Origin of the sequence: Streptomyces albipurpureus (assembly GCF_023701525.1) — a bacterium.
Classification (GTDB): domain Bacteria; phylum Actinomycetota; class Actinomycetes; order Streptomycetales; family Streptomycetaceae; genus Streptomyces; species Streptomyces albipurpureus.
In genome coordinates, this window is the sequence record NZ_JAMQAW010000007.1 from 190274 (window position 1) to 215327 (window position 25054).

25 protein-coding genes and 1 pseudogene are annotated in these 25054 nt (G+C 69.3%); 12 read left to right on the forward strand and 14 right to left on the reverse strand.

All coding sequences use genetic code 11. The annotated features are described in order from the left end of the window. On the forward strand, window positions 1-243 hold a 243-nt coding region (locus tag NBG84_RS07950), incomplete at its 5' end, for a tectonin domain-containing protein (RefSeq protein WP_308312030.1). Between the two features lie 302 nt (window positions 244-545). Further along, a complete protein-coding gene (locus tag NBG84_RS07955) occupies window positions 546-1010 on the forward strand; it encodes an SRPBCC family protein (protein ID WP_250918582.1) in 465 nt (154 codons plus the stop codon). 41 nt (window positions 1011-1051) lie between these two features. On the opposite strand, the gene NBG84_RS07960 is transcribed toward NBG84_RS07955, so the two are convergent. Continuing rightward, window positions 1052-1396 (reverse strand): hypothetical protein, encoded by a 345-nt coding sequence (locus NBG84_RS07960; RefSeq protein WP_250918583.1) that lies wholly within the window; start codon window positions 1394-1396, stop codon window positions 1052-1054. Window positions 1397-1941: 545 nt separating this feature from the next. After that, complete coding sequence (locus NBG84_RS07965; RefSeq protein ID WP_250918584.1) at window positions 1942-3474, reverse strand: alpha/beta hydrolase; 1533 nt, start codon at window positions 3472-3474, stop codon at window positions 1942-1944. 1032 nt (window positions 3475-4506) lie between these two features. On the opposite strand from NBG84_RS07965, the gene NBG84_RS07970 reads away from it, so the two are divergent. Further along, complete coding sequence (locus NBG84_RS07970; RefSeq protein ID WP_250918585.1) at window positions 4507-5382, forward strand: hypothetical protein; 876 nt, start codon at window positions 4507-4509, stop codon at window positions 5380-5382. 815 nt (window positions 5383-6197) lie between these two features. Here the strand turns inward: NBG84_RS07970 and gap are convergent. After that, window positions 6198-7196, reverse strand: coding sequence for a type I glyceraldehyde-3-phosphate dehydrogenase (gene gap / locus NBG84_RS07975; RefSeq protein WP_250918586.1), 999 nt, complete (start codon window positions 7194-7196; stop codon window positions 6198-6200). 604 nt (window positions 7197-7800) lie between these two features. Then, window positions 7801-8187, reverse strand: coding sequence for a VOC family protein (locus NBG84_RS07980; protein WP_250918587.1), 387 nt, complete (start codon window positions 8185-8187; stop codon window positions 7801-7803). A 63-nt stretch (window positions 8188-8250) separates the two neighbouring features. On the opposite strand from NBG84_RS07980, the gene NBG84_RS07985 reads away from it, so the two are divergent. Then, window positions 8251-9237, forward strand: a complete 987-nt coding sequence (locus tag NBG84_RS07985; RefSeq protein WP_250918588.1) for a helix-turn-helix transcriptional regulator — start codon at window positions 8251-8253, stop codon at window positions 9235-9237. 327 nt (window positions 9238-9564) lie between these two features. On the opposite strand, the gene NBG84_RS07990 is transcribed toward NBG84_RS07985, so the two are convergent. Both NBG84_RS07990 and NBG84_RS41490 read right to left on the reverse strand, forming a co-directional pair. Further along, window positions 9565-10521: a GlxA family transcriptional regulator gene (locus tag NBG84_RS07990; protein ID WP_250918589.1), complete on the reverse strand. Its 957-nt coding sequence runs from the start codon at window positions 10519-10521 to the stop codon at window positions 9565-9567. A gap of 207 nt (window positions 10522-10728) precedes the next feature. Beyond that, window positions 10729-10851: a LacI family DNA-binding transcriptional regulator gene (locus tag NBG84_RS41490; protein ID WP_425608589.1), complete on the reverse strand. Its 123-nt coding sequence runs from the start codon at window positions 10849-10851 to the stop codon at window positions 10729-10731. A 122-nt stretch (window positions 10852-10973) separates the two neighbouring features. On the opposite strand from NBG84_RS41490, the gene NBG84_RS07995 reads away from it, so the two are divergent. Continuing rightward, window positions 10974-11837: a PhzF family phenazine biosynthesis isomerase gene (locus NBG84_RS07995; protein WP_250918590.1), complete on the forward strand. Its 864-nt coding sequence runs from the start codon at window positions 10974-10976 to the stop codon at window positions 11835-11837. Window positions 11838-12582: 745 nt separating this feature from the next. Here the strand turns inward: NBG84_RS07995 and NBG84_RS08000 are convergent. Continuing rightward, the gene (locus NBG84_RS08000; RefSeq protein WP_250918591.1) at window positions 12583-13740 is read right to left on the reverse strand and encodes a N(5)-(carboxyethyl)ornithine synthase; all 1158 of its coding nucleotides are present in this window, start codon (window positions 13738-13740) and stop codon (window positions 12583-12585) included. A 490-nt stretch (window positions 13741-14230) separates the two neighbouring features. Between NBG84_RS08000 and NBG84_RS08005 the strand changes: the two genes are divergently transcribed. From NBG84_RS08005 to NBG84_RS08020, 4 genes are all read left to right on the forward strand, one after another. After that, window positions 14231-14704 (forward strand): NUDIX hydrolase, encoded by a 474-nt coding sequence (locus NBG84_RS08005; protein ID WP_250918592.1) that lies wholly within the window; start codon window positions 14231-14233, stop codon window positions 14702-14704. Between the two features lie 279 nt (window positions 14705-14983). Next, on the forward strand, window positions 14984-15283 hold the full coding sequence (locus tag NBG84_RS08010) for a DegT/DnrJ/EryC1/StrS family aminotransferase (protein ID WP_250918793.1): 300 nt from the start codon (window positions 14984-14986) through the stop codon (window positions 15281-15283). Next, window positions 15276-16283 (forward strand): PP2C family protein-serine/threonine phosphatase, encoded by a 1008-nt coding sequence (locus NBG84_RS08015; protein ID WP_250918593.1) that lies wholly within the window; start codon window positions 15276-15278, stop codon window positions 16281-16283. Before NBG84_RS08010 ends, NBG84_RS08015 begins: the two co-directional genes overlap by 8 nt. Before the next feature lie 285 nt (window positions 16284-16568). Beyond that, a complete protein-coding gene (locus NBG84_RS08020) occupies window positions 16569-17105 on the forward strand; it encodes an EF-hand domain-containing protein (protein WP_250918594.1) in 537 nt (178 codons plus the stop codon). Window positions 17106-17233: 128 nt separating this feature from the next. Here NBG84_RS08020 and NBG84_RS08025 read toward each other — a convergent pair whose 3' ends face one another. From NBG84_RS08025 to NBG84_RS08045, 5 genes are all read right to left on the reverse strand, one after another. Next, on the reverse strand, window positions 17234-18049 hold the full coding sequence (locus NBG84_RS08025; RefSeq protein WP_250918595.1) for an alpha/beta fold hydrolase: 816 nt from the start codon (window positions 18047-18049) through the stop codon (window positions 17234-17236). Beyond that, a complete protein-coding gene (locus NBG84_RS08030) occupies window positions 18046-19032 on the reverse strand; it encodes a condensation domain-containing protein (protein ID WP_250918596.1) in 987 nt (328 codons plus the stop codon). Before NBG84_RS08030 ends, NBG84_RS08025 begins: the two co-directional genes overlap by 4 nt. 60 nt (window positions 19033-19092) lie before the next feature. Beyond that, window positions 19093-19320 (reverse strand): MbtH family protein, encoded by a 228-nt coding sequence (locus NBG84_RS08035; protein WP_250918597.1) that lies wholly within the window; start codon window positions 19318-19320, stop codon window positions 19093-19095. 69 nt (window positions 19321-19389) lie between these two features. Further along, window positions 19390-20484 carry an ATP-binding cassette domain-containing protein gene (locus NBG84_RS08040; RefSeq protein WP_250918598.1) on the reverse strand — a complete coding sequence of 365 codons (1095 nt, stop codon included), beginning with the start codon at window positions 20482-20484 and terminating at the stop codon, window positions 19390-19392. Next, window positions 20481-21842: a lysine N(6)-hydroxylase/L-ornithine N(5)-oxygenase family protein gene (locus tag NBG84_RS08045; protein WP_250918599.1), complete on the reverse strand. Its 1362-nt coding sequence runs from the start codon at window positions 21840-21842 to the stop codon at window positions 20481-20483. The genes NBG84_RS08040 and NBG84_RS08045 overlap by 4 nt, the downstream gene beginning before the upstream one ends. A gap of 285 nt (window positions 21843-22127) precedes the next feature. Between NBG84_RS08045 and NBG84_RS08050 the strand changes: the two genes are divergently transcribed. After that, window positions 22128-22856 carry a hypothetical protein gene (locus NBG84_RS08050; protein ID WP_250918600.1) on the forward strand — a complete coding sequence of 243 codons (729 nt, stop codon included), beginning with the start codon at window positions 22128-22130 and terminating at the stop codon, window positions 22854-22856. A 160-nt stretch (window positions 22857-23016) separates the two neighbouring features. Next, window positions 23017-23238 (forward strand): hypothetical protein, encoded by a 222-nt coding sequence (locus tag NBG84_RS08055; protein WP_250918601.1) that lies wholly within the window; start codon window positions 23017-23019, stop codon window positions 23236-23238. A gap of 269 nt (window positions 23239-23507) precedes the next feature. Here the strand turns inward: NBG84_RS08055 and NBG84_RS08060 are convergent. Further along, a pseudogene (locus NBG84_RS08060) lies at window positions 23508-23898 on the reverse strand (transposase); the annotation flags it as partial. Window positions 23899-24064: 166 nt separating this feature from the next. Between NBG84_RS08060 and NBG84_RS08065 the strand changes: the two are divergent. Then, window positions 24065-24469 (forward strand): type II toxin-antitoxin system PemK/MazF family toxin, encoded by a 405-nt coding sequence (locus NBG84_RS08065; RefSeq protein ID WP_250918602.1) that lies wholly within the window; start codon window positions 24065-24067, stop codon window positions 24467-24469. A 96-nt stretch (window positions 24470-24565) separates the two neighbouring features. Here the strand turns inward: NBG84_RS08065 and NBG84_RS08070 are convergent, their stop codons facing one another. Further along, window positions 24566-24811, reverse strand: a complete 246-nt coding sequence (locus tag NBG84_RS08070) for a hypothetical protein (protein ID WP_250918603.1) — start codon at window positions 24809-24811, stop codon at window positions 24566-24568. Window positions 24812-25054: the final 243 nt, after the last annotated feature.

The following is a 25054-nucleotide window of genomic DNA, read 5'->3' on the forward strand; positions in this document are numbered from 1 at the left end:
CAGGGCTCGACCGACTGGGTACCCGTCTCCGGCGGACTGACCCGCATCACCGCCGGATCCCGGACGACTGTGTGGGGGATCAACTCCTCGGACCAGATCTACCGCTACACCAACCACGACGCCAACCCCTGGGTCGGAATCCCCGGGGCCGCGGTGGACATCGGTGCCGCGTCCGACGGCACGGTGTGGTGCGTCAACTCCGGCGGCGGCATCTACCGCTACACCGGAGACCAGCCCAGCTGAGCAAGAACCACCTCATCGCTCAACGGCTTGTGCGACGGAGACGGGTCCCCGGGCTATCGGCCCGGGGACCGTTTCACGACGCGGTAGCCCGCACGGGAAACGACGTATGCAGGAGAACGCAGCAGCTAGTGAACGACGACGAACGCGGAGTCCACGTCACATCGCCACCTCGGTGGGGTGGCGAAGTAGATACTGGCCGCGCTCCAGAGCGTCCGGGTGTCGCGCGCCGGGCCGGGTGAAAGCCGCCGATCAGGCCGAAAGAGGCCGGTTGATTGGCTCACACCCTATGTACCGTGTGGCGTATGAGGTCTGTCACCGTGTCGATCGACGTACCGCAGACACCCGAGCAAGTCTATGACTTCCTTGATGTCATGGCCCACCACGAGCGGTTCACCAACCACTATCTGACCGAATGGCACTACAGCGGCCCCGGCCGCGGCATCGGATCGCGCGCCACGGTCACAGCCTCGCTGGGCGGCACGAAGAACGACGTCACCATCGAGGTCGTCGAGGTCGACCCGCCGCGGCATATCGTCGAACGGAACATCAGCGCGGCCGGCCAGCGCCTGGCAACCGGCACCTACGCCATCGAACCGCTGCCGACCGGCGGAAGCCAGGTGTCCTTCACCTACGCCTGGGAGCGCGCCCCGCTCGCTGACCGCCTGCTGGCACCCGTCGTCCGAGCCGCGATGCGGCGCGCCAACCGCACGGTCATGCACCGACTGGCCACCGAGTTGGACCGCCACGCCTCCGCTGCCGGATCCTGACTCCCGTACGTCTACGGGCTCCCCGAGGCCGCCCCTGCCGCTCACCCCGGGTGAGCCGTGAAGAGGAGGGCCACCATTGCCGTCACCACCGAGGTCAGACAGACCACTACCATCGCCGGGCGCAGCAGCCGGGACCGGGGGGACGACCGTGGGACGAAGACCCCGGCGGCGGCGGTCGTCAGCGCCAGCCACCACGACCACCGGGCAAGGTCCAGCAGAAAGGCAGACTGGGGCCAGCAGACCTGCTTCGCACAGGTGTCGAAGACGAACAGCCAGGAGACCGCGGCAACTGGGCAGAGGAAGAGCAGCCCGAACCAGGCGCCGAGGCGCCAGCCCTGATCGGAGGCGGCGGAGAGCGGGGCGCCCGCCCGCAGTTCATGGGACATGCCTCATTGGAGCACAGCCGTGAAGCGGGGCGGATATCAGCGCGGGTGATCGCTCGTTCCGGATTCGCGACCTCGGTAGGGGCTCCCAACGACACGCCGCGTACGGCGCGGTCGCCGTCATCGCTCCAAAAGCCACCGCCGTCGCCGCGCGATGTACCAGGGTGACGAGAGGCCGGGCCAGCTGGCTCCGGTGGAGCCGTTGCGGTGTGAGGGAGGCGAGAGGGGCAGGCGCCCGCTGGCAGAGAACGCCGACCAGGCCAGGGACTCCAGCTCGCACGGCGCATCGCCACCACCGTCCTCCAGCACCAAGCAAGCATGACGCGGATCGCAAGGTGCGGACCGGGGCCCACTCGCCAGCCCGATCCGGACGGTGGGCCGCCACCGGTGTTCGGCCCTGCGGCACGGTGGCCGCTGGGGCGGATAGTCGTCGGAGCTGCCGACAGATGGCTGTGGAGGGCCTCAGCGGTATCCGCACGAGTACACACCCGCCTTCCGGGTGTCCGACGGCGCGGCACGGCGCCGCGCCGTCGGCCCGCTGTCCCGGTTTAGCGCTTCCGGCCGACCAGGTAGTCGTCGATCGCCTGTTTCGCCTGGCGGCCGTCGCCGTAGAGCCAGTGACCCACGACGTCCAGGGTGAGCAGGGTCGCCTTCGGGAAGGCGCGTGCCATGCGTCGTGCACCCGGTAGGGGGGTCGCCATGTCGTGGGTGGCGTTGACCACGAGGACAGGCGGGAGGGCGCCCGGCGCCTGGGCGGGGCGGGGCTTGGTCGGCATGGGCCAACCCTGGCAGGCGAGGATGTAGTCGAGGGTCTGTGAGTTGTAGCGGACGATGGGGGCGGCTTTGGTGACCCGCTCGCGGATGGCCCGGTACTCGGCGTAGTCGCGGATCCGCAAGCTCTCGTCACGGCACAGCACAAGCCGTCCGTAGAGGTCGCCACTGAGGTTGTCCAGGTAGACCTCGCCCTTACCGGTGTGCAGTGCGGCCAGTCTTCCGGCCGTGGTTTCCGGGTTCCAGTTGCGGATGTCGAAGGAGAGGAAGTTGGTCAGCTGATCCGCGTCGACCTTGTTCCGCGTCGGCCCGTCCGGGCCCGGCTCACGGAGCGTGCCGGCGTCGGCGCGGGCGAAGAGGTTCTTGATGACGGCCATCAGGTCCTGGCCCTTCAGAGCACAGGAGGTGTCCTTCGCGCACCAGGCCGCCAACCGCTTCAGCGAGTTGTCGACGGTGACGCTGCCTTCCCTGAGGTAGCGCTCGGCATCCGGCCGGTCCGGGTCCATCGCGCTGTCGAGCGCCAGCGCGCGGAGGTTGCCGGGGAACATGCGCGCGTAGCGCTCGCCGACGGATGTGCCGTACGAGTGGCCAAGGAAGCTGATCTTCCGCTCGCCGAGGGCTACGCGGATGGCGTCCATGTCGCGGGCCACGCTCTCGGTGTCCATATTGCTGGCGAGCGGGCCCATCCGTGCGAGACAGCTCGCCGCGAGGCGCCCGTTGAGGGTGCGCATCCGATCGAACTCGGCCGCGTCGCGGGGGCGGGTCGGGATCGATTCAAGGATCGTCTCGTCGCAGTCGGCGCTCCGGCTGGCGCCGACGCCGCGCGGGTCGAAGCCGATGATGTCGAAGTGCTTCAGCAAGTTCGGGGAGTAGGAGCCCAGGGCCGGGTCATCCGCGTACATCGCCGCATCAACACCGGGCGTACCCGGCCCGCCTGGGTTCGTGACCAGGACACCGATCCGCTGCCCGGGGGCGGTGGCTCGGTGGCGGGCGACGGCGATGCCCATCTTCGGGCCTTTCGGCTTCGACCAGTCCACAGGCACTTCGACCGTCGCGCACTGCGCCTTCGAAGTGGGTTCGGGGAAGGGCGGAGTGGCCTTGCAGGGAACCCAGGTGAGCAGCGGGGTAGCCGTGGCTGCGGACGGGTCCTGGGCGACCGCCGTACCGGGTACGGTCAGGGCGGCGGCGGAGGCGGCGGACAGGGCGAGGAAGGCGGAGAGAAGCCGCCGCACCCCGGTACGCGGATTCGGGTTCGGCTTGGTGCTCGACTGCGGCTTCGGGATCGGGATCTTGCGCATGCTCGTATTCACCCGAGGCATCGTCGCGGCCCCGCATGGTGGCACCTTGATGGACACATGATGGATACGTAACAGCGTTCCCGGAAGGGGGACTTCAAGGGCAGAACCGGCGCACCGGCCGGGCGGCCGCCTTGTACTGTGCGGATGCCATGCGGGCGCGGAGGGTTTCCCTGGAGAGGCTGGCGAAGGTGGGCGGGCCGGGGCCCGGGCCCTGGCTTCTCCTCGTTCATTCCGCGAATCCTGAGGCACTCCTCCCCACTACCGTTGTTCGGCGCCAGATCCCTGTTCACCACACCGACAGCGCCGGGCGTTGGTCCCCGCCGTAGTCGGCGACTGGATCGCCGCAAGCGAGGATGCGGGTGGGGAGCAGACGGCATCCCCGGTGGTGAGCTCCAGTGGCTTCGCATGCGTGGGGAGCGACGGGCTGCGGAGGGTGTGAGCACGGGGGTCGCTGGATGGCGGCCGACGGGGCGGCACCACTTACCCACGCGATCTTCAGTACCTCGTGGACACAGTCGTCCCCGGCCCGGCCGCGGTGCGGGAACCGGCCGGCGACGGTGCGCCGCAACCACGAGCTCGGGCGGTCGGGGCGTCACTCAGGAGCCGGCCTCGATGGTGGCCGGTGCCGTTCTTGATGACCAGGCGGCAGTGGGGCGCCTACGCCCATGGGCGGACTCCACCCGGAGGCACTTTCCAGGGGCATCCATCGGATTGTCCCCATCTCGGCCGGGTACCCAGTCGGTGCCGGTAAGCGGTGCCGGCTGCGGAAGCGACATCGTCCACGAGGAGGACCGAGCCAGATCCGATGAGACGTGGGGCGGCGTCAGCCGGGCTGGTCGTGGCCACGGCAGTCGATGCCTGGACACGATCCCGAGAGTTCACAGTGAACCGGCAACGCACATTACCCGTAAAGGCCAGCCCCAGAGGTCCGGTCACATCGACAGCCACCGGTCTCCAGTTGAGCAGAACGTGCTGGCACTCCTTCAAGGGCCGGAACGGCCACTCTCTCCATCCATCTCGGTGCCTTGATCTCCAGGAGGAGTTATGAGATCGACCAACCTTTCGCCTCGAAACGGCCGAGTCGTCGCCGCAGTGGTCTTCGCGCTCCTCACGGCCCTAGCGCTGACCGCATGCGCAGGCGCGCGGACGGTCGTCGTCGGGGCCAAGACCGCCGTGGGCGTCGCCCGCATCATTTCCCAGCAGGGCAGTGCTCCGGTGATCCGCCAGTCGCCCAGGTTCAAAGTGACACCGGTTGCCAGTCCGCGCACCGCAGCTGAACTGGCCCGGCTACTCGGTGCGAAACCCAAGAACGCGAAGCCTCGGATACCCGCCTCGCCGGCAGCTTCAGGCGGCGAGCCGATCCCCGCGCCCAACGACTCCCTGTGGAAGTTCGTCATCAAGCGAGAGGTCAAGGGCAGGACCGAAGCAGAGGTGTATCAGGTCGACGGCGGGAAGAAGTTGTTCGTGTACACCAATGGCCGGACCTCGCAATCCCTGGAGCCCGGGAGGAACTTGATCGTCATCGAAGCTCTCACGGACAGTACGGTCGTGGCCCTGATGGACAGCGACACGGAACCCGTACGGAGAACGGGCACCTTCTTCATCAGCCTGGCCCTCAAGAACGGACGTGAGTTCGACTTCGACCATGGCAAGAGGTCGGGCAAGAGCAAGAAGGGAGACCTTCGTGTCGGGTTCGCCACGAGCGCGGTCAACGGCGCCCGAATCGCGGAGATGGGCAAGCGGCCGTCGCTGGCCGACTGTCTCACGGTGAAGCCGGGCGACTGGGTCGAAGACATCCCGGCGTACACCGTGCCATGGGGCCACTACTGCCTCCTGACCAGCGAGGGCAGGTTCGGCACGGTCAACTTCCAACTCGGCAACAACACCTACACCGTGTGGCAGACGGCCCCGGAGAAGTAGCCGCACCTTTCTTCGCGCGGTGAGGCTGATCCCGATGGGAGGAGGTGACACCCGTCGCTCTCGCTGCGGGTGGCGCCTTTCGCCAAGCCGAGTCGCAGGCGAAAGAGGCGCACTCCCCCGGGAGGCGATGCAGGGCAGCGCGGCGGCACGCGACAGGTCGAACGGCACCCGTCAGCGGGGCAGGCTGACGGGTGCCCTGCTATGGCTCGCACACAAGTGCCTGTGCGGTTCGCTCATCTGCTGCCGACTGTGGGGCACGGCGGTGTTGCCCATCGGTCACCGGGCGTTGTGATGTCTGCACGAGGAGGAGAGAGGAGGAGGCTCGAATCCATCGGGACTGCCGATCAGCTCCGCGACCTGGCCGCCGCAGGGCACGTCCAGGAGGCGCGGCCTCCCTCGTAAGGGACGAATGGTAGGTCGGGCTGGCTGGCTGCGGATCAGCTCCGCGAGTGACGGCAGAGTCCGTCGGCACATGTTCCACGAGCATGGGCGGGGCATCTCAAGTGGGTGGCGAGGCGAAGGCGGCAGTGGCGCGCAGGATCGCGTGACACCTCGGGAGGGGCGACGCCGCCCGGCGCCTCGGCGAGTGCGGGCCAATCCTCCTCCTGGGCGAATCCGGGCTGGTGGTCGGGCGAAATGACCATCAGACAGGAGGGTCCGCCGCCTGAGGCCGAGCTACGCGCACAGGACGAACAGCGCCTCGATCGGACCCGAGACACCTGGAACACCCTGTGCGAAACCCGACCCCCGCGGGGGACTCTGCCCGGGGCAAGACGACCGAGCTGGCGGTGGGCGCGGTCACGCCCCGTTTCCCATCAGCTGGCGGCGAGGAGTTCAAGCGTGTCGATCACGCGGTGCGAGAAGCCCCACTCGTTGTCGTACCAGGCGACCACCTTGACGTGACGTCCGTCGACGCGGGTGAGCGCCGAATCGAAGATCGACGAGGCTGGATTGCCCGTGATGTCGGACGATACGAGCGGGTCGTCCGAGTATTCGAGTACGCCGGCGAGCGGCCCACGGGCCGCGGCGCGATATGCCGCCAGCACGTCCTCACGCGTCACCTCACGAGCGACGGTCGTGTTCAGTTCGACGATCGATCCCACCGGCACCGGCACGCGGATCGAGTCGCCCGACAGCTTGCCGTCGAGCCTCGGCAGCACGAGGCCGATCGCCTTGGCTGCGCCTGTGGTGGTCGGCACGATGTTGACGGCGGCCGCGCGAGCGCGGCGGGCGTCGCGGTGCGGACCGTCCTGAAGGTTCTGCTCCTGCGTGTAGGCGTGCACTGTGGTCATAAAGCCGTGCTCGATGCCAGCAAGGTCGTCGAGCACCGCGGCCAGTGGCGCCAGCGCGTTGGTCGTGCACGAGGCGTTCGACACGATCGTGTGCGCGGCCGGGTCGTAGGCGTCGTTGTTGACGCCGAACGCGAGTGTGACATCCGCGCCGTCCGCTGGCGCGCTGATGAGTACCCTCTGCGCACCCGCGGCGATGTGGGCGCGGGCGGCGGTGGCGGAAGTGAAGCGGCCGGTGGCCTCCAGCACGATGTCAACGCCGAGTTCGGCCCATGGCAGTTGAACCGGTTCGCGCTCGGCGAGCACGGTGATGCGACGGCCGTCGACGACGAGGTCGTTTCCGTCGGTCCTCACGGGGCGGCCCAGCCTGCCCGCCGCCGTGTCGAAGGCGAGCAGCCGGGCGAGAGCGGCGGGCTGTGTGAGGTCGTTGACGGCGACCACTTCGAGGTCACTGTCACGTTCGAGTAGTGCGCGCAGCACATTGCGTCCGATACGGCCGAATCCATTGATGGCGATACGAGTCATGAGTGGTGTCCCTTCGGGGTTGCCCTCAGGTTCTCGCGCGGTGTCAGCCGGTGACAGCGGCGTGATCGCCATGGTCCGAAAGGATCGCGCCAGGCGATGGCAGCGGGTTGGAACCCCCGTGACCAAGACGGTGTCGGCTGCCGTGGGTGTGGAGGCCGGGCTGGTTCACATGATCACGGGGGTTGTTGGCGCTCTGTGATCCCATGGAGGGCTGGTGCCTGTGCTCCCGGCCTGGCTGGTAGAGCCTTTGTGGGTCCGGTTCGCCGCGCTCACTGCTTCAGCGGCGGGCCCGTCGCTGCCCCTGACAGCAACGCCAGCACACGCCGGGAGCCCGCCTCCACCCGGCGGACGCCCCGAGGCGTGCCTGCGGCGCGGATATCCTGGTCAGCAGCGGACCGGCAGCACCGTCTCCCGGCTGATCCGCTCCACCAGCCTGCCGGTCCGCGGTGAAGGCCACCGCGCCGAGCGGCAACGGGAATGCGCGGTCCGCTCGGCTCGGTCCTGGCTGATCAGGCAGATCTCCCGGCTGGGGAAGTCCCACGGCCCATCACAACCTCATGAGTCCTGCGGGTCCGTGGTCGTCCTCATCGTCGGCCGATGGCGTTCAAGCCTGGGTGGAGATGCAGAATGGGTGGCCCGCGGGGTCCAGCAGGACCCTCCGCTGCTCGGGGTGTGGTTGAGCCGAGGGCTCCACGGCGCCCAGGGCCAGCATCCGTGCCTGAGCCGCCTCCAGGTCGTCGACCCCCAGTTCCATGTGTGCCTGCTTCCCCTGGGAGGGGTCCGGCCAGGTCGGACGCCGGTAGTCGGCGACCCGGATGAAACCCAGTCCCGGTGAACCCTCTCGGCCGAGCAGGACGAAGTCGTCGCTGGAGTAGACGACGGGCAGGCCGAGGGCCTCGCCGTAGAAGCGGGACAGTTCGGCGGGGTCGGGGCAGTCGAAGTCGACGGACAGCAGACGGATCGTCGGTGCGGTTGCGGTTCCAGTACTCATGAGCGGGAGACTAGGACGAGACCAGGACAGATACGGTCCTGGTCATGAGGAACACTGGGGGATGTGATCAGCACTTCCGCCCGCCTGCTGCGACTGGTCTCGCTGCTGTCCACACGACCGACCTGGACCTGCCGCGAGCTGGCCGAGCGGACGGCGGTCACCGAACGGACGGTGCGGCGGGACGTCGCCCGGCTGCGGGAACTCGGCTACGGCATCGAGTCCGACCCCGGGCCCTGGGGCGGCTACCGCCTCGGCGGCGGTACCCGGGTGCCGCCGCTGGTCCTCGACGACGAGGAGGCACTCGCCGTGGCCGTCGCCCTGCGCGAGGCCGCGCTCAGCGGCATCCTCGGCAGCGACCAGGCAGCGGTGTCAGCGCTGCTGAAACTGCGGCAGGTCCTGCCGGCCAGGATCGCGGACCGGCTGGGCAAGATGGACGCCACCTTCGTCCACACCCCCAGGCCCGAGGGGCCTCAGATCTCCCCCGACCTACTGCTGGAACTGGCCGCGGCCTGTCGCCGCGGTGAGCGCACCCGTCTGTCGTACCGCGACCACGCAGGCAAGGACAGCGTCCGCGACGTCGACCCCTACCGTCTGGTGCACACGGGCCTGCGCTGGTATTTCGTCGCCCGGGACGTGGCCCGGGACCAATGGCGGACGTTCCGGGCCGACCGGGTAGCACAGGTACGGTCGACCGGACAGCCGGTCGAACTCATCGACCCGCCCGACCCGGCCCTCCTTGTCTCCCACGGCATCGCGAGCGTCGTGTACCCCCTTTACGGGAGAGTCCGGCTCCCGCACCCCATGGACCAAGCACTGCGGCTGGTGCCACCGACGATCGGCACCCATCACCCGGACGGACCCGATGCCACCATCGTCGAGATCGGCGCCAACGACTCCGATCAGCTCGCCCGGTACCTCCTGGGCCTGGGCACCCCACTACGGGTCCTCTCCCCGAACGACGTCCGGGAGGCTCTGCTGCGCCGTACCCGGGAACTGTTCGAGGACAACGAGGGCGACGAGGACAACGAGGACGGCCAGTCCTCACCCTAGGCGTCGCGCCGGGACCTGAGGCCTGAGCCTCAACCGGTGTCACCACACTCGCCGGAGATGAACCGGCCGACCCACAGGGCCTTCAGCCCTTTGTCGAACACGATCCGGTCTGGGACCCGCCGGCAGTGGCACCCCGGAGGGCCGCCCAGGTCACAGGCCAGCCGTTCCGGCACGAGCACAGCGAACCGGGCCCGCAACGACTCCATCCACCCGTTTCGCCGTACGGGCACGAGCTCCCCGGAAGCCGGCAGAGCGCCAGCAAACGCGTGACCGCTCGAATCCGACCTGCCTCCACGGGTCACGGACGCAACCATCACGCGCGGGTTCCTAGTCACCTTGCGCGAAGGTACGACGGTACTCACTCGGTGTGGTGTCGAGGATGCGCTTGAAGTGCAGCCGGAGATTCGCGCCGGTGCCGAGACCGACATCGGCGGCGATCTGCTCGACGCCTCGTTGCGAACGTTCGAGTAGCTCGCGGGCGACGTCGATGCGGGCGCGCATGACCCATTGCATCGGTGTGTACCCCGTGTCCTCGACAAAGCGCCGCGAGAACGTGCGCGGCGACACCTGTGCGTGCCTGGCGAGCACTTCAAGGGTGAGGGGTTCGCCGAGCCGGTGCAGCACCCACTCCCGGGTGGCGGCGAAGCGCTCACCGAGTGTCTCGGGCACGCTGCGCGGCACGTACTGCGCCTGACCACCGCTGCGGTAGGGGGCGGCGACCAGGCGCCGGGCCGCGTGGTTCGACGCGGACACCCCCAGATCACCGCGCAGAATATGCAGGCACAGGTCAATGCCCGAGGCAGCACCGGCCGACGTCAGCACGCTGCCCTCGTCGACGAACAGGACGTTCTCGTCGACCTGGACCAGCGGACGCTTCGCCGCCAGAGCCCGTGTGTAGTGCCAGTGCGTCGTAGCGCGCTTGCCATCGAGCAGGCCGGTGGCGGCAAGCGCGAAGGCGCCCGTCGAGATGGCGGCGAGCCGCGCGCCCCGGTCATGGGCGGCGATCAGTGCGTCGATGACGGCCTGCGGTGGGTCGTCCCGGTCCGGGTACCGGTAGCCGGGGACGAACACCGTGTCAGCCCACGCGAGTGCGTCGAGACCGTGGGCGACGTCATACGACAGGCCGTCGCCGCCGGTCACGAGACCGGGCGCCGCGCCACACACCCGTACCTCGTACGGCATGCTCGCGCGGTTCGTGAACACCTGCGCGGGAATACCGACATCGAGGGGTTTCGCACCCTCAAGCACAAGGACGGTGACGTGATGCGGCGATGGGGCGGGCACGGGGAAGAGGATACGCGGGGGTACGGAGCAGACGGGAACGCCGTTCGCCGTGGCCAGTACTTCCGGCACAGCAGCCCGGTTGCGTATGCGGGGCAGGTAGGAGGGTCGGGCGGTAGGAGCCGCGGCCGGCGCACTGGAGGGGGCTCCGACATACCTCTCCCCCGGCCTTGGGATTGCCGGGCTCGGTGCGGCGGACATGGGGGACGGCTACGGAACTGGGGGCGGTGTCCGCAACGCCCGCGAGACCGTCGCGATCCCGACACCTGCCCGCCGGGCGACCTCGTAGCTCGTCGCCGATGGGTGCTCCGGGCGACCAGCCTGCTCAGACATCCTGACTCTCCGTGATCAGCCGGTCTACGCAACCCTCCGGCGGCCCGGGTCCAGATCCGATGGACCGGTGTCGTCAACAACCATCGTTTGCATCAACTCCGTGATGGCGGGAGTGTGACCGCATGGCTTTCCCGACAGCTACCGATGTCCTGCGCTACGCGGCGTTCACGTCCCACCCCGACGGGGGAAATCCGGCCGGCGTCGTCCTCGATGCCGCACAACTCGACGAGCAGGAGATGCTGGCGATCGCCGCCGCGGTCGGATACTCCGAGACCGTGTTCGTCACCGCCCTGGACCAGCGGCAACGCCGTTTCACACTGCGCTACTTCAGCCCCCTCGCCGAAGTCGCCTTCTGCGGTCACGCCACCATCGCCGTGTCGGTGGCACTCGCCGAGCGCATCGGCCCCGGTCACTTGGTCTTCGACACGGCTGCTGGCGAGATCAGGGTCGAGACCGGAGCAGACGGGGGCGGCGCTGTGCGGGCGACGCTCACCAGCGTCCCCACCCGATCCGCTCCGGCGCAGGACGCCGAGGTGGATGCCACGCTGTCAGCCCTGGGTTGGGAAAGGGGCGACCTCGACCCGGCGTTGCCACCGCACGTTGCCTTCGCTGGCAACGATCACTTGGTGCTCGCGGCCGGCTCCCGTGCCCGACTGGCCGACCTCGACTACGACTTCGAGGCACTCGCCGGTGTCATGCGGGTCTACGGCTGGACGACGGTCCACCTGGTCTGGCGCGAAAGCGACGACCGCTTTCACGCCCGGGACCCGTTTCCCATCGGCGGAGTCATCGAGGACCCGGCCACCGGAGCAGCGGCCGCCGCGTTCGGAGGCTACTTGCGTACGCTCAACCTGGTGAACACGGCGGGTGTGATCGCGATCCGCCAAGGCGAGGACATGGGGAGGCCGAGCGACCTGATCATCGAGGTGGATCCGCAGGACGCTCGGGTGCGGGTCACCGGCCATGGTGTACCGATCGCCGAGTGATCGCGGCCAAGGAGCCACTCGGATCTGGGCGGTCATCGGGGCGGGCTCCACCGTGCGGGGTCGTCTACCGTGGTGCAGCGCCCCGGCCCTGACCGTCCCTCATGCTGTCGCTGGACCGCGCACGCGCCGCCTCGCGGGAGTGAAGCCGAGTTCTGGAACACCAGATCAGCCTTGAACACCAGACCGATCGTCTCCGGAAGGGCCCAGCCTCTTCATGGGGATCTTCAGGGATCGTCGCGACACGTCGTCGGCCGTTCAGGCCGTGAGGGGGTGGGGCGAAACGCTCGGCTGGGGTCTCCCAGCCGGGCGTTTCGCCCGGGCAACCGTCGAGTTCGGAGCTAGGACGGCCGACTGACCCGCGGCCGTCGCGCAAGAGCGTGCCGGTCATCGGGTTGATCCCGATGATTCGGCAAGCGTCCTCGTCGCTCACGCCCTGCCGCATGAGCTCGGAGTGTGCAGCCCGCTCCGCAGGGAGCGTCCTCGGCCCTTGAGGGGCTTCCACTCCTTCGGATCTGGACTTCCATCGCACCCCCCTGAGCCGGGGTGGCCGCGACGGCCGCGAGCACCTGAAGGCCGGTCCGGGGCCTCGTCCCCGCGCGACACCGGGACGGACCATCCCCATCGGGGCTGAGCGCAGACGCCCTACCCGTGACCCGGGTCCGAGGTTCGCCACCGGTTCGGGTGTGTCGCGCTGGTGGACCGAATCAGCTCCTCACACCGCCCGGTCTCAACATGGCCGCTGAGCTCAGCGGGGTCGCCGAGGCTCGGGAGCGTGGGGATAGGCGGCTGACCGGTGCTGGAAGGAGAGGATCTTCGGGTTCTGGATGACGCCGTCGCGGATCTCGATGGCCTTGCTGACCGTGACATCGGTGTCCCATGCCCTGGGTCCGCTCATGACCGTGCGCAGGTACGGAAGGAGCGCTTCACTGATTTCCCAGGTGGCGGAGTTCCACAGGTGGGACGGGCTGTGGTCCACCGCGTAGTAGTGGCAGCCTGACCCCACCGTGTGCATGGGCTCGCCGAAGGTGGTCGGGCGGGCCCATCCGAAGCCCATGCCCTCGTCGCAGGCGACGTCGACGAAGAAGGTCCCCGGCCGGAACAGAGGGAGGTCCTCGTTGCTGACGAACATGAGCGGCGCGTCGGTGTCCTGAAGGACGCAGTTGACGATGATGTCGAACCCGGCCAGGTACTCCGCCATCGGCACGGAACCGGCCGGGGTGGATACCCGCAGACGGGTCGGATCGTCCTCCTGCTCCTCGAAATGCCCCATCACGACCGAGGGCATCGGCGAGGCCACCGCCGCGGCGGCACGCTGGGTGAGCACCGTGACGTCGGAAACCCCCATGGCTCCCAGTCCCGTGACCGCTCCGCGCGCCGTGGCGCCGAAGCTTATGACGGCCGCGCGCAGCCGGCGCCCGTAGCTGCCGGTCAACCCGCCGAGTTGCAGGGCGTGCAGCACCGAGCAGTAGCCGGCGAGCTCGTTGTTCTTGTGGAACACATGGACGCTAAACGCACCCGTGGAGGTCCAGTGGTTCATGGCTTCCCAGGCAATCAGGGTCAGCCGTCGGTCGATGGCGATCTGGGTCATCTTCTCGTCCTGCACACAGTGCGGCCACCCCCACAGCACCTGGCCCTCGCGCAACTCGGCGATGTCGTCGTGCATCGGTTTCGGCAGTACCACGACGTCGCTCTCGGCGAGGAGCCGCTCACGGGAGCGCAGGCCCCCGACGAGTGGTCGAAGAGTGTCGTCGGCGACGCCGAAACGTCGGCCGTAGCCCTGTTCGAGGAAGATTCTCTCGCGTACGTCCGGGGCGATCCGGTCGAGGTGGCGGGGGTGCAGCGGCAGCCGGAACTCGTTCTCCTTGTTGGAGGAGGCGAGTACTCCCAGACTCATCAGACTCATTTGGGGCGGCTCATTTCCGACCGGGCGCAAGGCGCTCGGGCATTGCCGTTCCCCGAGGGCGACGCCGAAACGGATAACGGCGTGCGAGGTGCGCTCGGTAGCGCCACCGTACCCCCCGTCCCGGCCCCGGAGCGGCTGGCGCTCATGTGAGCTGGGAGATTCCGCAGGTCGGTCTCCTAGCACGGCGGCTCGGGAGATCATTTCGTTTCACCTTCTCTGCTGTGAGCGGCGCGTACCAACTCGGGATGGCCGGCGCGCCGCGCGGTCCCGAACCAGGCCTCCCCTCCGGGGCGGCCTTGCTTCCTGGCTGGACGAACCACCGCGCCCGAGGGAGAAATCAAGATCAAGAACCCGTCGAAGGGGAAGTCGATCGCAGCGCGCGGACAGGTCACCGACAAACCGGACCGGAAAGTCCCCGTGCCGGGCCCGCGAGGCCAGCGGTGCACAGATCTTTGATCTTGAGATAGCGTCCGCTGGGGGAGGTAGGGAGATGAGTTTCCGGCTGGCGGCGTACGGAGTGTGCATCGAGGACGGGCGGGTGCTGCTCGCCTGTCATACGGCGCGGAAGGGCGAGATCAACTGGACCCTTCCGGGCGGCAGGGTCGAGCAGGCGGAGGATCCGTTCGATACGGTGATCCGGGAGGTCGCCGAGGAGACCGGCCTTGACGCGGTGGTCGAACGCATCCTCGGCGTGGACTCAAGGATCATCCCCGCGGCGGAGCGCACCGTCCCCGGCGGGTCAGACCATCAGAACGTCGGTATCTTCTATCAAATCCGGATCACCGGTGGCCGTCTGCGGCCCGAACCGAACGGCGAAGTCACCGAGTCGGTCTGGACTCCGCTCCCCGACGTCCCTGGCCTGCGCCGATCATCCCTGGTCGACATCGGCCTCGCCCTGGCCCGGACCCTTCCGGCACCCGGCCGCGTTGCTCCCGTCCCGGTCGGCGGCCTGATCCAGCACTGAGGCGAATCCGCCTACTCGCGAGGTCCAACGGGTGCCGGTGGAGGGACCGACGTCGACACCCTGGCCGCCGGGAGGCCCTCCTGGTCACGGCGGTGGTCAGCAGGCATGTGGTCCTGGTTCCCGCACTCATCCGGGTGGCCGGCGCGGTGCTTCGCGCCGGTCTGGTGCCCGTACTCGTCGACATGGACCCGGGTACGGGGTGTGTCGGACCGGAGCACCTCGATCTCGGGATCGGCGCGAATGCGTTGACGGCGGTGCACTGGGCGTGTGCCAGTGCGGATGCCCCGGCCCCTGGTGGAAACCTGCTCGCCGCACGGCATCACCGTCGTGGAGGACGCGGCTCAGACACACGGCACCGAGTGGCTCGGGCGCCCAGCCGGAACCCATGGGCCGTCTCGGCTGCTTCAGCGTGCAACGGCCGGATCGTGGTTTAGCCGCGGACCGGTCCGGTTAGGACTGGGAGCGCACCCGACGTCGACTTGCACGGGGGACCCGGGGGATGATGGATCGTCTCACCGTTCGGTGGCCCTCCGCACGGTGGTTTCCGCTCGCCCTGATCACCGTTGCGGCCGTGGGTGATGCGACGACCCCGGTCCCCTATACGGGCGTGCCCCTGATCGCCACCGCGTGTGTCCTGGCAGGCGCGACCCTGACGTTCCGTGGTGCGCTGTGCGTCGGAGTGTTCGCGCTCGGTGCCACCGTGCTGGTGGACTGGCATCTGGGGCTGCTGAGTTCTCCCATGGGCTGGGCAGAGGTCCTCAACGTCCTGCTGGCCGCTCTCATCGGCCTGGACCTGAACCGGATGCTCGCCCGCCACGACAGACACCTGGCCGCGGCCCGGTCCGTGGCCGAAACCATGCAGCGCGCGGTCCTGCCCACCCCGCCCCCGCACATCATGTCGCTCGGGGTGGCAGCCCGATACGAAGCCGCGGACGCCGAAGCACGAATCGGTGGCGACGCCTACGCCATCCAGGACACCCCCTACGGAGTCCGCATCCTGATCGGAGACGTACGCGGCAAAGGACTCGGAGCGGTGTCCGCCACGTCCACCCTGATCGGAGCGTTCCGCGAGTCGGCCCACTACCTGCCCGACATCGGTGAACTCGCCCTCAGGCTGGAACACGCCCTCGAACGCGACAGCGCCCAGCACCCGCACGATGACCAGGTCGAGGAGTTCACCACCGCCCTCATCGCCGAGATCGACCACCGCAGCCGCACCCTCCAGGTGATCAACCGGGGCCATCCCGACCCCTACCTCATCCGCGGCGGCCGCATCACCGCACTGACCGCCACCACGCCCGACCTCCCCCTGGGGATGGGAGACCTCACCGCCCAACGCGCGGAGGCCGACCACTTCCCCCTCTTCCCCGGCGACGTCCTGCTCTTCGTCACCGACGGCGTCACCGAGGCCCGAAACCACCACGGAACCTTCTACGACCCCGTCACCGACCTCCATCTCCTCACCACCGAACCCACCACACCCACCGCCGTACTCGACGAACTCGCCAACGGCATCCACCGCTGGACCGGCGGCCCCCGCGACGACGACATGGCCACACTCGCCATCACCGTCACCTGAACCATCGGTACGAGGTGGATGGAGCGCGGCGGCTTCGCCGGGCTGGTCGGCGCGGTCACCCGCCGCACATCATGTGGTATCCGCCGCACGCGTCCGGGCCCCGGGAGCACGACGACTTTCCCCGTCATGGGCCGTGTTATGCGCTGCGCCGGCGGTTTGCCTCCGATGGTGTGCACTAGCCGGACTTCGTCTGACCGGGACCCGCGGCCGCCCGGATAGTGGGTCCATCACCGGGGGCCTGTCCCCGGCGGACTCCACACCCCCGGAAAGCAAAGGTGTCACCCCATGCCCACCAACGAGGCCACCGCCCGCGCGCAGCTCGTGTTCTCCCTCTTCGACGCCGACGGCAACGGCTTCCTTGAGCCGGCCGACTTCGACCTGATGGCCCGCCGGACGGTCGCGGCTCTTCCGGCCGCCGACGCGGAGGCCGGGCAGGCACTGCTCTCCGCCTTCCGACGGTACGGTGACACGCTGGTGACCGAGCTGGACGCCGACGGTGACGGACGGATCAGCCCGCAGGAGTTCACCGCCGTCGTGCTCGATCCGCGGCGATTCGACGCAACCGTCGACGCGTTCGCGAACGCCCTGGCCGCGATGGGCGATCCGGACCGCGACGGATTCGTCACCCGGCCCGACTTCCTCGCGCTGCTGACCGCCATCGGGTTCGCACCGCACAACATCGGTGAACTGTTCGAAGCCTTCGGTCCGGTGGACGGCGACCGGATCCCCGTCACCACCTGGGCGGACGGTATCCGGGACTACTACCACCCCGAAAAGGCCGGCATCGCCGGCGACCGCCTCGTCCCGAGCACGACCTCCTAGCGCCTGGGTCGCCCGCAGCGGCACTGGGCGGAGCGCGTAGCGGCCGGCCACCAGTTCGCGCGGACAGGGCACCCTGAAGGGCGCGGTTGCCAGCGGCTTGAGTGCCATGGCAACCGCACCCATGGCTCTCAAGCTCCTGTCAGGAACTCCACGAGGAGCCGGTTCACCTCCGCGGGGCGTTCCAGGTATCCGAAGTGCCCGGTGTCCGGCAGTACCTCTGCTCGCGCACCTGGAATGACCTCGGCCATCTCCCTCCCCAGGTGCGGTGGGGAGAGCCGGTCGTCGGCGAACGAGAGCACCAGGGTCGGCGCGGTGATCGCGGCGAACGCGGACACGCTCGGGGGGAATCCGGTGAGCGCAGCGGCGAACTGCGCCCGGACCCCGGCCGAAGGCGTCGGTGGCGCCATGCCCAGGATGGCCAGCCAGTCCTCGGCCTCGATCTCCTCCCGCAGGCTGGCGGGGGACAGATTCGCCAGTGCGCCCAACGCCGCCCGGACCTCCTCGGGGAGGATGACTCCGTGGTCGTGGAGGGCGATCTGAGCACGGGAGAACGCCGAGAGCGCCGCGTCCGTGCGCCCACGGGTCGCCAGGAGGGCCAGTCGGTTCACCAGATCGGGACGGGTCAGCGCGAGATGTTGCGCCACCCGGGCGCCGAGGGAGGTTCCCACCACATGGGCGGGGCCCTGGGCCACCTTCTGCACCAGGCCGGCCAGATCGTCGGTGAGATCGTCCAGGGTGAATCCCTGCGGGCAGGGGGAACTACCGCCCACCCCGCGGGCATCGAAGATAATGACCCGCAGCCCCGCCGCCACCAGCGCGGGCACCTGATGGGCGCGCCACACCCGACCCGGTGAGCCCGCCCCCATGACCAGTACGACCGGCTCTCCGCTGCCGAACTCCTCGTACGAGAGGGTGATTCCCCCCAGCTCGATGGACCCTGTCATGCGTCTTTCCCTTCGTCTTCCGCGACTGCCACGGCGAGCGCGTCAAGCGCCCCGCGCCAGAGAGCCGCCAGCTCATGGATGTCCCCCGCATCGCAGATACCGGGCTCGTATCGCCACAGCGCCTCCACCACCGGGCCATCCACCCCCGGATGGACGGCGCACACCAACTCCAGCGGATACGGCTGGGCGGCGTCCGGTTCGCTGTCCTGGGGGAAGACCTCCCGCAGCGCGTCATCGACCACCAGCGTCCAGGGCTCGCCGGGTGGCGCCGTACTCGCCACCACCGTCGGCTCGTCCACCCCCGATAGCATCTCCCGCCATCGCCGCAATGAACCCTGCCGGTCCCGCCGTTGCAGCCATCCGATGTACTCGGGGTAGGCGGGTGAGGGCAGAACGGGCTCGCAACCGTCCCCCTGATAGCGGTCCGCGAGCTCGCGCCAGAACAGGGGTACCGACCATCCATCGAGCACGATGTGGTGGAAGACGACCAGCAGCCGGTGGTGATCGGGGCCCAGCGCGGCCAGGGTGGCCCGCAGCGGGGGCCCTTCGGCGAGGTCGAACGGCTGGTACTGGGCGGTGCGCACATAGGCCTGGAACTCCTGGGCGGTCATCTCCACCTCCCGCCAGGGGAAGTCCGCGACCGCCGGGACCAGCTGCACGGGATGCGGCAGCCCCTCGTCCCAGAACCGGGCGAGCAGCTGGGGGTGACGGGCCAGCACCTCGGTGAGGGCGCGCCGCAGCCGCTCGGTGTCCAGTGGTCCATGGAAGTCGGTCAGTACGGCGATGGCGTAGATGTCCGCCGGGCCGCCGGTATCGGGCTGCTCGGCGTGGCCAGGTGGGCGCGCCGGTGCGCTGTGGAGCATCCTGTTGAGTGAGTACAGCCCCCGTTGGAGGGGGCCGAGTGCCAGGACGTGGGCGATGTCCTGCTTGCCGCTGGGGGCCACCGGGTGTTCCTCACCTCTCGCTGACGATCGGTCGTTCATGGGCGGGTACGCGTTCCTCGGCGGGGGCCGGCCGTGGTGCGAGACGGCCGGCCCGGACGGTCATCGGGCCGATGCGTCGGCGGCCATTGCCTCGCGCAGGCTCAGTGGACGCATATCGGTCCAGTTCTCCTCGATGTACTGGAGGACCTCGGCGCGGGACGCCTCACCGAACACGGTCCGCCAACCGGGGGGTACCTCGCGGAAGACGGGCCACAGGGCGTACTGCTCCTCGTCGTTGACCACCGTGTGGAACCGGCCGTTCTCGTCGTCGAAGGGGTTGGTGGACATGGTGTGTTCTCCCTGGTGTGAGTGGTTCGGCGATGGGCCCTGTCGGGCCGCCGCCCTGTGTCGATCGGGTCAGCGGGGCGTGAGCGTCCAGGAGTCCGCCTGTTCGCGGAGTTCCACGAAGCGGCGGTAGGTGCCGTTGTGTTCCAGCAGTGCGGTGTGGGTGCCGGACTCGGTCATCCGCCCTTCGTCGAGGACGATGATGTGGTCCGCGCCGCGGACCGTCTGAAGCCGGTGCGCCACCACCAGGACCGTACGGTCCTCGGCGAGTTGGGTGATGGCCTGCTGCACCAGCCGCTCGTTCTGCGCGTCGAGTGAGGAGGTCACCTCGTCGAGCAGGACGATCGGGGCGTCCTTCAGCAGGGCGCGGGCGATCGACACCCGCTGCTCCTCGCCCCCGGAAAGGGTGGAGCCGCCCTCTCCCACCCGGGTCTCCCAGCCGTCGGGAAGCCGTTGGATGATCTCGTCCACCCGGGCCAGCCGGGCTACCCGCTCCAGTTCGTCCCGACTCGCTCCGGGGCGCGCCAGCGCGATGTTGTTCTCGATGGTGTCCTCGAACAGATACGGGTCCTGTGACACCAGGGACAGTTGCCGCATCAGCGTCTCGGTGCCCAGGTGACGGATGTCCCGACCGCCCACGAGCACCGTGCCCTCGCCGGGGGCGAGGTCATAGAACCGGGCGAGGAGGGACAGGACCGTGGACTTGCCCGCCCCGGAGGGCCCCACCAGCGCGGTCAGGGTGCCCGGGGCGGCGCTGAAGGAGAGTTCGCGGAGCACCGGCCGGTCGGGCTCGTAGCCGAAGGTCACCGCTTGGAACTCGACGGTGGGGGCGCCGGGCCGTGCGGCGTCCTCCAGCGCGGCCCAGCCGAGCTCCAGGGCCCATCGCTGATGGGGGTCCATCGTCGTCGCCTCACGCTCCGGGATGACGAACAGTTCGGCGTCGAAACGCGCCACATCGCCCAGGTAGGAGCCCTGTACTGACTGCTGTCGCAGTCCCGGCGGGATCGCGCTGGGGTCGAACCGGCCGTCCGGTGCCCGCCCATCGGCCCGCCGTCCGTCGAGCAGCAGTCGCCAGAGCTCCTGCGGCGACTGTGCGCCCGGCACTCGGCAGGCGAGCCCGACAACAGCGATGCCGGCGCCGTGACCCGGGGGGTCGCGTTCGCTCACACCTCACCGCCGCGGAGCATCGCCGCGGAGGCCGCCGCATGGTCCAGGCCATCGAACGCGGCCATCTCCCGGCGGCCCGCCCGGCCGGCGGGCCCCGGAACTGACGCGCCGCGCCGGGGTGCCGCGGCGTCCGCCTTGCCTCGATGTGTCGAGCCCAGCACCCGGTCCGAGAGCAGCCCCAGTGAACTGAGGTTGGCGAAACCGGGTCCCTGTTCGTATCCCGCGAGGGTCGGCAGCAGCAGTCGGGGGCTGATTCCGTCCAACGCGAGGTCCTCACCGATCCGCCGTTCCAACGCCCGCACACCGTCGGTGGTATCGCCGACCGCCCGGTACACCGCTTTGCGCGCCACGGTGCCGAACAGGTCCAGGAACCAGTCGGGGCGTGCCCCGGTGGCGTCGATGACGACGTCGAAGCGCGGCACTCGGTCCGGGCGCCCGGGGTTGCTCAGTACGAGTTCGGTCTGTCCGTCGACGCGGGCCAGGGACACCACGGTGCCCTGTCGGTGCTCCACCCGGGCGTCGGTGGTGATCGACTCGATCGCCCGGGGTGAGAACACGCCCCGGTCGGTGCGGGCGATGACGTCCCTGCGGTCCTTTTCGGACAGCTCGCGCCAGCGCTCGGGGCTGGAGTAGAGCGCGTTCTCGAAGTAGCCCTCGCCCCGGCTGTAGACCACCGGCTGCGGGCTGATCACGGTTGTGGGGCCGGCGTGTTGGTGCATCAGGTACTCCACGATGGTGGCCGCGGTCTCGCCGCCGCCGACCACCGCCACACTCGGCTCGGCGACCTCCGTGTCCAGGCCCAGCCGCCAGAACTCCTCCACGCTGCGGGTGGCATCGCCCGAGAGCAGACCGTCGTGCGGACCCGGGCCGCTGATCATCAGCTGGTCCAGATAGAGCCTGGCCTCGTCGCCCGCTACACCAGCCTCGCCAGTGACCTCCCACCGCCCACCGACGATCTCCAATCCGCAGACCAGGCCACGCACCAGGGAGAAGTCCATCTGGTCCGCCGCCCAGCGCAGATAGCCGGCCCAGGTGGAGTGGCGGGGGCTGGGCCGGCCGCTGTCCACCCAGGTGGCGTACTCACCCCGCGACACCAGATATCGGGTCCAACTGAACTGCTGCATACGAGCGTTGACCTCGGTCGCCAGCGGGCCGTACCCATCTGACGCGTAGGGGAACCCGAGGTCCTTCTCCGGGCTGGTGGACAGTCGGGGGCGACCGTTGGTGCGCCCTCCCACCGCCGTCCAGTTGGCTCCCACGCCATGGGGTTCCACGAGCCCGACGCGGTGAACGCGGCATCCCGCCGGATGATCGAGAAAAATGACGCCGGGTGCCTCGGCGAGGTCCAGGTCCGCCACCGCAGGATCGCCCTCTACGCCAAGTCGAGGCAGGGGCACCCATTGCCGCGCATCGAACCCTGACCCAGGTCGCGCGGACAAGGCGCGAACCGCGCCTGCCACATCGGGAACGAGCTCCACACAAGGGCGGCCGATTCCCCTCCGGTCCCGGCACCGCGGCGAGGATGACCCCTCGTCACGGACGGCGACCGGCCATCCCCACCAGCTCGGCGAACCCGCCGAAGTGTTCAGCGCATCCGAGTGCCGCTCCCCCTGCCGCCCGGTTCGACCGGGCAGACTGTCGGGGTGGACGACTACCGCCCGGTGGACCGGGACCTCGCTTGCGAACAGTACGGCCGCCTGCGCGTGCAGACCACCGATCTGGGCCCGGCTCGGTGGCTCAGCGAGGACCCCCCTGGGCCCGGCGAATTCGGCACGGTGGCCAGCATCGCCGCGCCCGGATTCCCCGCCTACGCCCGGGTGTTGCACCCGGCATCCCTGAACGAGCGGCCGGTTCGCTGGGCCGTGGTGGCCGCCGCCCACGGGCGCGAGGTGGCCGCGGGCAGCGGCTGGCACGAGTTGATCGGGATGGATCGCGACTACCACAACGCCTCCGTCTACGGCCTGCCCGGCGTCTGGGACGAGCATCCGTCCGAGGGCCCGACCCCGCCCACCCTCGCCCGGAGTCTGATCCCGGTGCTGGCGCGGCACACCCAGGCCGCAGACAACTGCTGGTTCGGCCTGTGGATCGGCTACGGCCGATGGGATTTCGACCGATTTCCCCACTTCGAGATCCCCGGCCGGGAGGAGGTGCTGCTCGCCGGGACACTCGCCGAAGCCGTTTCGCCGTCCTCCCTGGACGAGTTCGCCGAGCTGCCCGATCTCTGGTGGCCGCAAGACCGCGCCTGGTGCCTGGGCGGCGATGTGGACCTGGTGAGCACCTACATCGGCGGCTCCCCGGCGCTCATCGCCGAACTACTGGCCGCCCCGGAACTTGAGGCATACCCGGTCGCGCCCGGCGATCAGGTCTACTGAACCATCCCGCGCCGCCGCTGCGGCCCTGTCGCCGCCATCGCCCGGAGGGACCCGTTCGGGCGCCACCGAGGCGCGGCATCCCCCGGTGAGTGGCATGTCTCGATCATGCTTGCAAGGGTGCCTGGCAAGGCGGTGCCCAACGTGATCAAAGGAGAACCGGATGCCCATTGACGCCGTCGCGCGGTTCCTGGCAGCCCTGAGCCCGGAGCACCGGGAGGAAGTCAGCAGCAGACCGGGCGACGAGCAGGAAAGGCTCGCGGCCGCCTGGGAGGCAGAGCTGGAAGGAGATGATCTCGACACCCTGGACGAGCTGTCGCCTCCCGCCGCCGAGAGTGAAGCGGCGAGGCGCATCGTTGAGGCGACGACACCGGAATCGGAGTAGACGCACCCGTCACCACCCAGCCCATGTCCAGACATCTGGGGTCAGTTCGCCTGAGCAGATCTCCCCGTCTCCGGCGGGGTCTCAGCGATTCAGGGTGGACCGCTGGGCGGGGAAGAATCATGGGTCGCCCTCGCCGCTCCCGGCGAGGGCGCTGTTGTCGAGCACACGTGGCTCACCGTTGACTTGCAACCCGGAGCACAGGTCACCGGTCACGACGGCACCGTCGCCGTGCACAACGATGACCAGTTCGTGCCGCCTGGCGTGGGCCTGGCCGATCCGGTGCGGTGGCCGGCGCAAACGAGATAGACGGCGACCTGCGCGTTCTCGATCCTGCCCGCAGCCGCAGTGCCGGTGTACTGGCGCTGGCCACCGACGGTGTCGGTGCCCTTCTTCACGTCCCCGGTCTCGTCGACCACCAGAAACACCTGGTCGTCCCGCAGATGCTCCACCACGTAGGCCCGCACGTCGTCGCGGACCTGGTCGGCGTCCCACTTGGCCCGCCCGAGTAGGTGCTGCATGCCGTCCAGGGTGCTCCCTCCGGCCCACTCTGCGATGGTCCAGCAGTTCTTCGCGCGGCAGGTCCGACAGCAGCCCGAGCACCAACCGCCCGACCCGACGTCGGGGTTCGACCCGTGCGAACCGGCCCGCGATCCGGGCCATCAGGCCCTCGAACGCCTCCTGCCAGCGGGCAGGGTCTACGCTGTGGCCTGCGGCCACCGCATGATCTTCAGTCTTCACACACCGATGACCAACGGTGGCCGCACCCGTCTCCACAGCGCGTCAGGGTCGCGCGGCGTCTGCCTGCCGTCATGTGTCTGGAGGACTTGTGCAACGTGGCGAAGTCTGGTGGGTCCAGTTCGACGAGCGGAGGTTGGTCGTACTGCTGTCGGGAGACGACACGTCCGGGATCCGGGTGATGCAGGTCGTCGCTCCTGCGGGCGTCGACATCAGCGGTCTGGGCATCGAAGTGACGGTCGGCGCCGGTGAAGGACTGCCGTTCGAAGGCGTGTTGCGGGTCGCGTTCCCGCGTCCAGGCCTCACGCCGTGCACGTGGCTGACCACTGTGTCCCGGGACGACCTGATAGAGCGGGCGGCCGTCCTGTCCTCCGCGAAGCTCAGCGAGATTGACGACGCCCTCCGACTCGCTGAATTGGCGCAGGAGCGGACCCCGGCCACGACCGCGAAGCTCAGCGAGATTAGGGATGCCCTCCGTCTCGGTGAACTCGGGTAGACGGAGAAGGAGCCGACGCCCGCGACGGCGTGGGCGATCTCGGGCGAGATGATCGACGCTGGCCACCTGCCGCCTCGGCGCCTCTCACCACCGAGATCACGATCTACGGCTGGAGTACGAGGAGAGACCCTTAGCGGCGGCCGTGGTCGCGAGGTGCAGCCCTCGATGCATGGCGCAGTCAGCCACCGTTCCTATGGGGCGGTGGCTGCACCGGAGGGCGAAGGGACCGTTCGGGGCGGCTCCGGCGAGTAGGCGGAGTGCGGTGGACAGGGCCATGAAGAGGCGGCCGATGGAGTGGGTGTTGGCGGTGGGGTCGGATCCGACGTTGGGTTCGACGAGCATCAGGGTGCCGGTGGGGCTGATGGCTGTGCGGGTACCGGTCAGGACGGCGAGGGCGTCGCCCCTGTCGTGGAGGCAGTTGAAGAGGGGTTGAGGTCGTAGTCGCGTCCGGCTTCGGCGAGGTCGGTGGCGGCCAGGGCGTCGAAGCGGGCGCGCTCGCCTGAGTCCGCGTTCCTCGGCGATGGTGCGGGCCCGGTCGAGGGAGGGCTGGTGGCAGTCGCAGCCGTGCAACCCCGATGCCTTGAC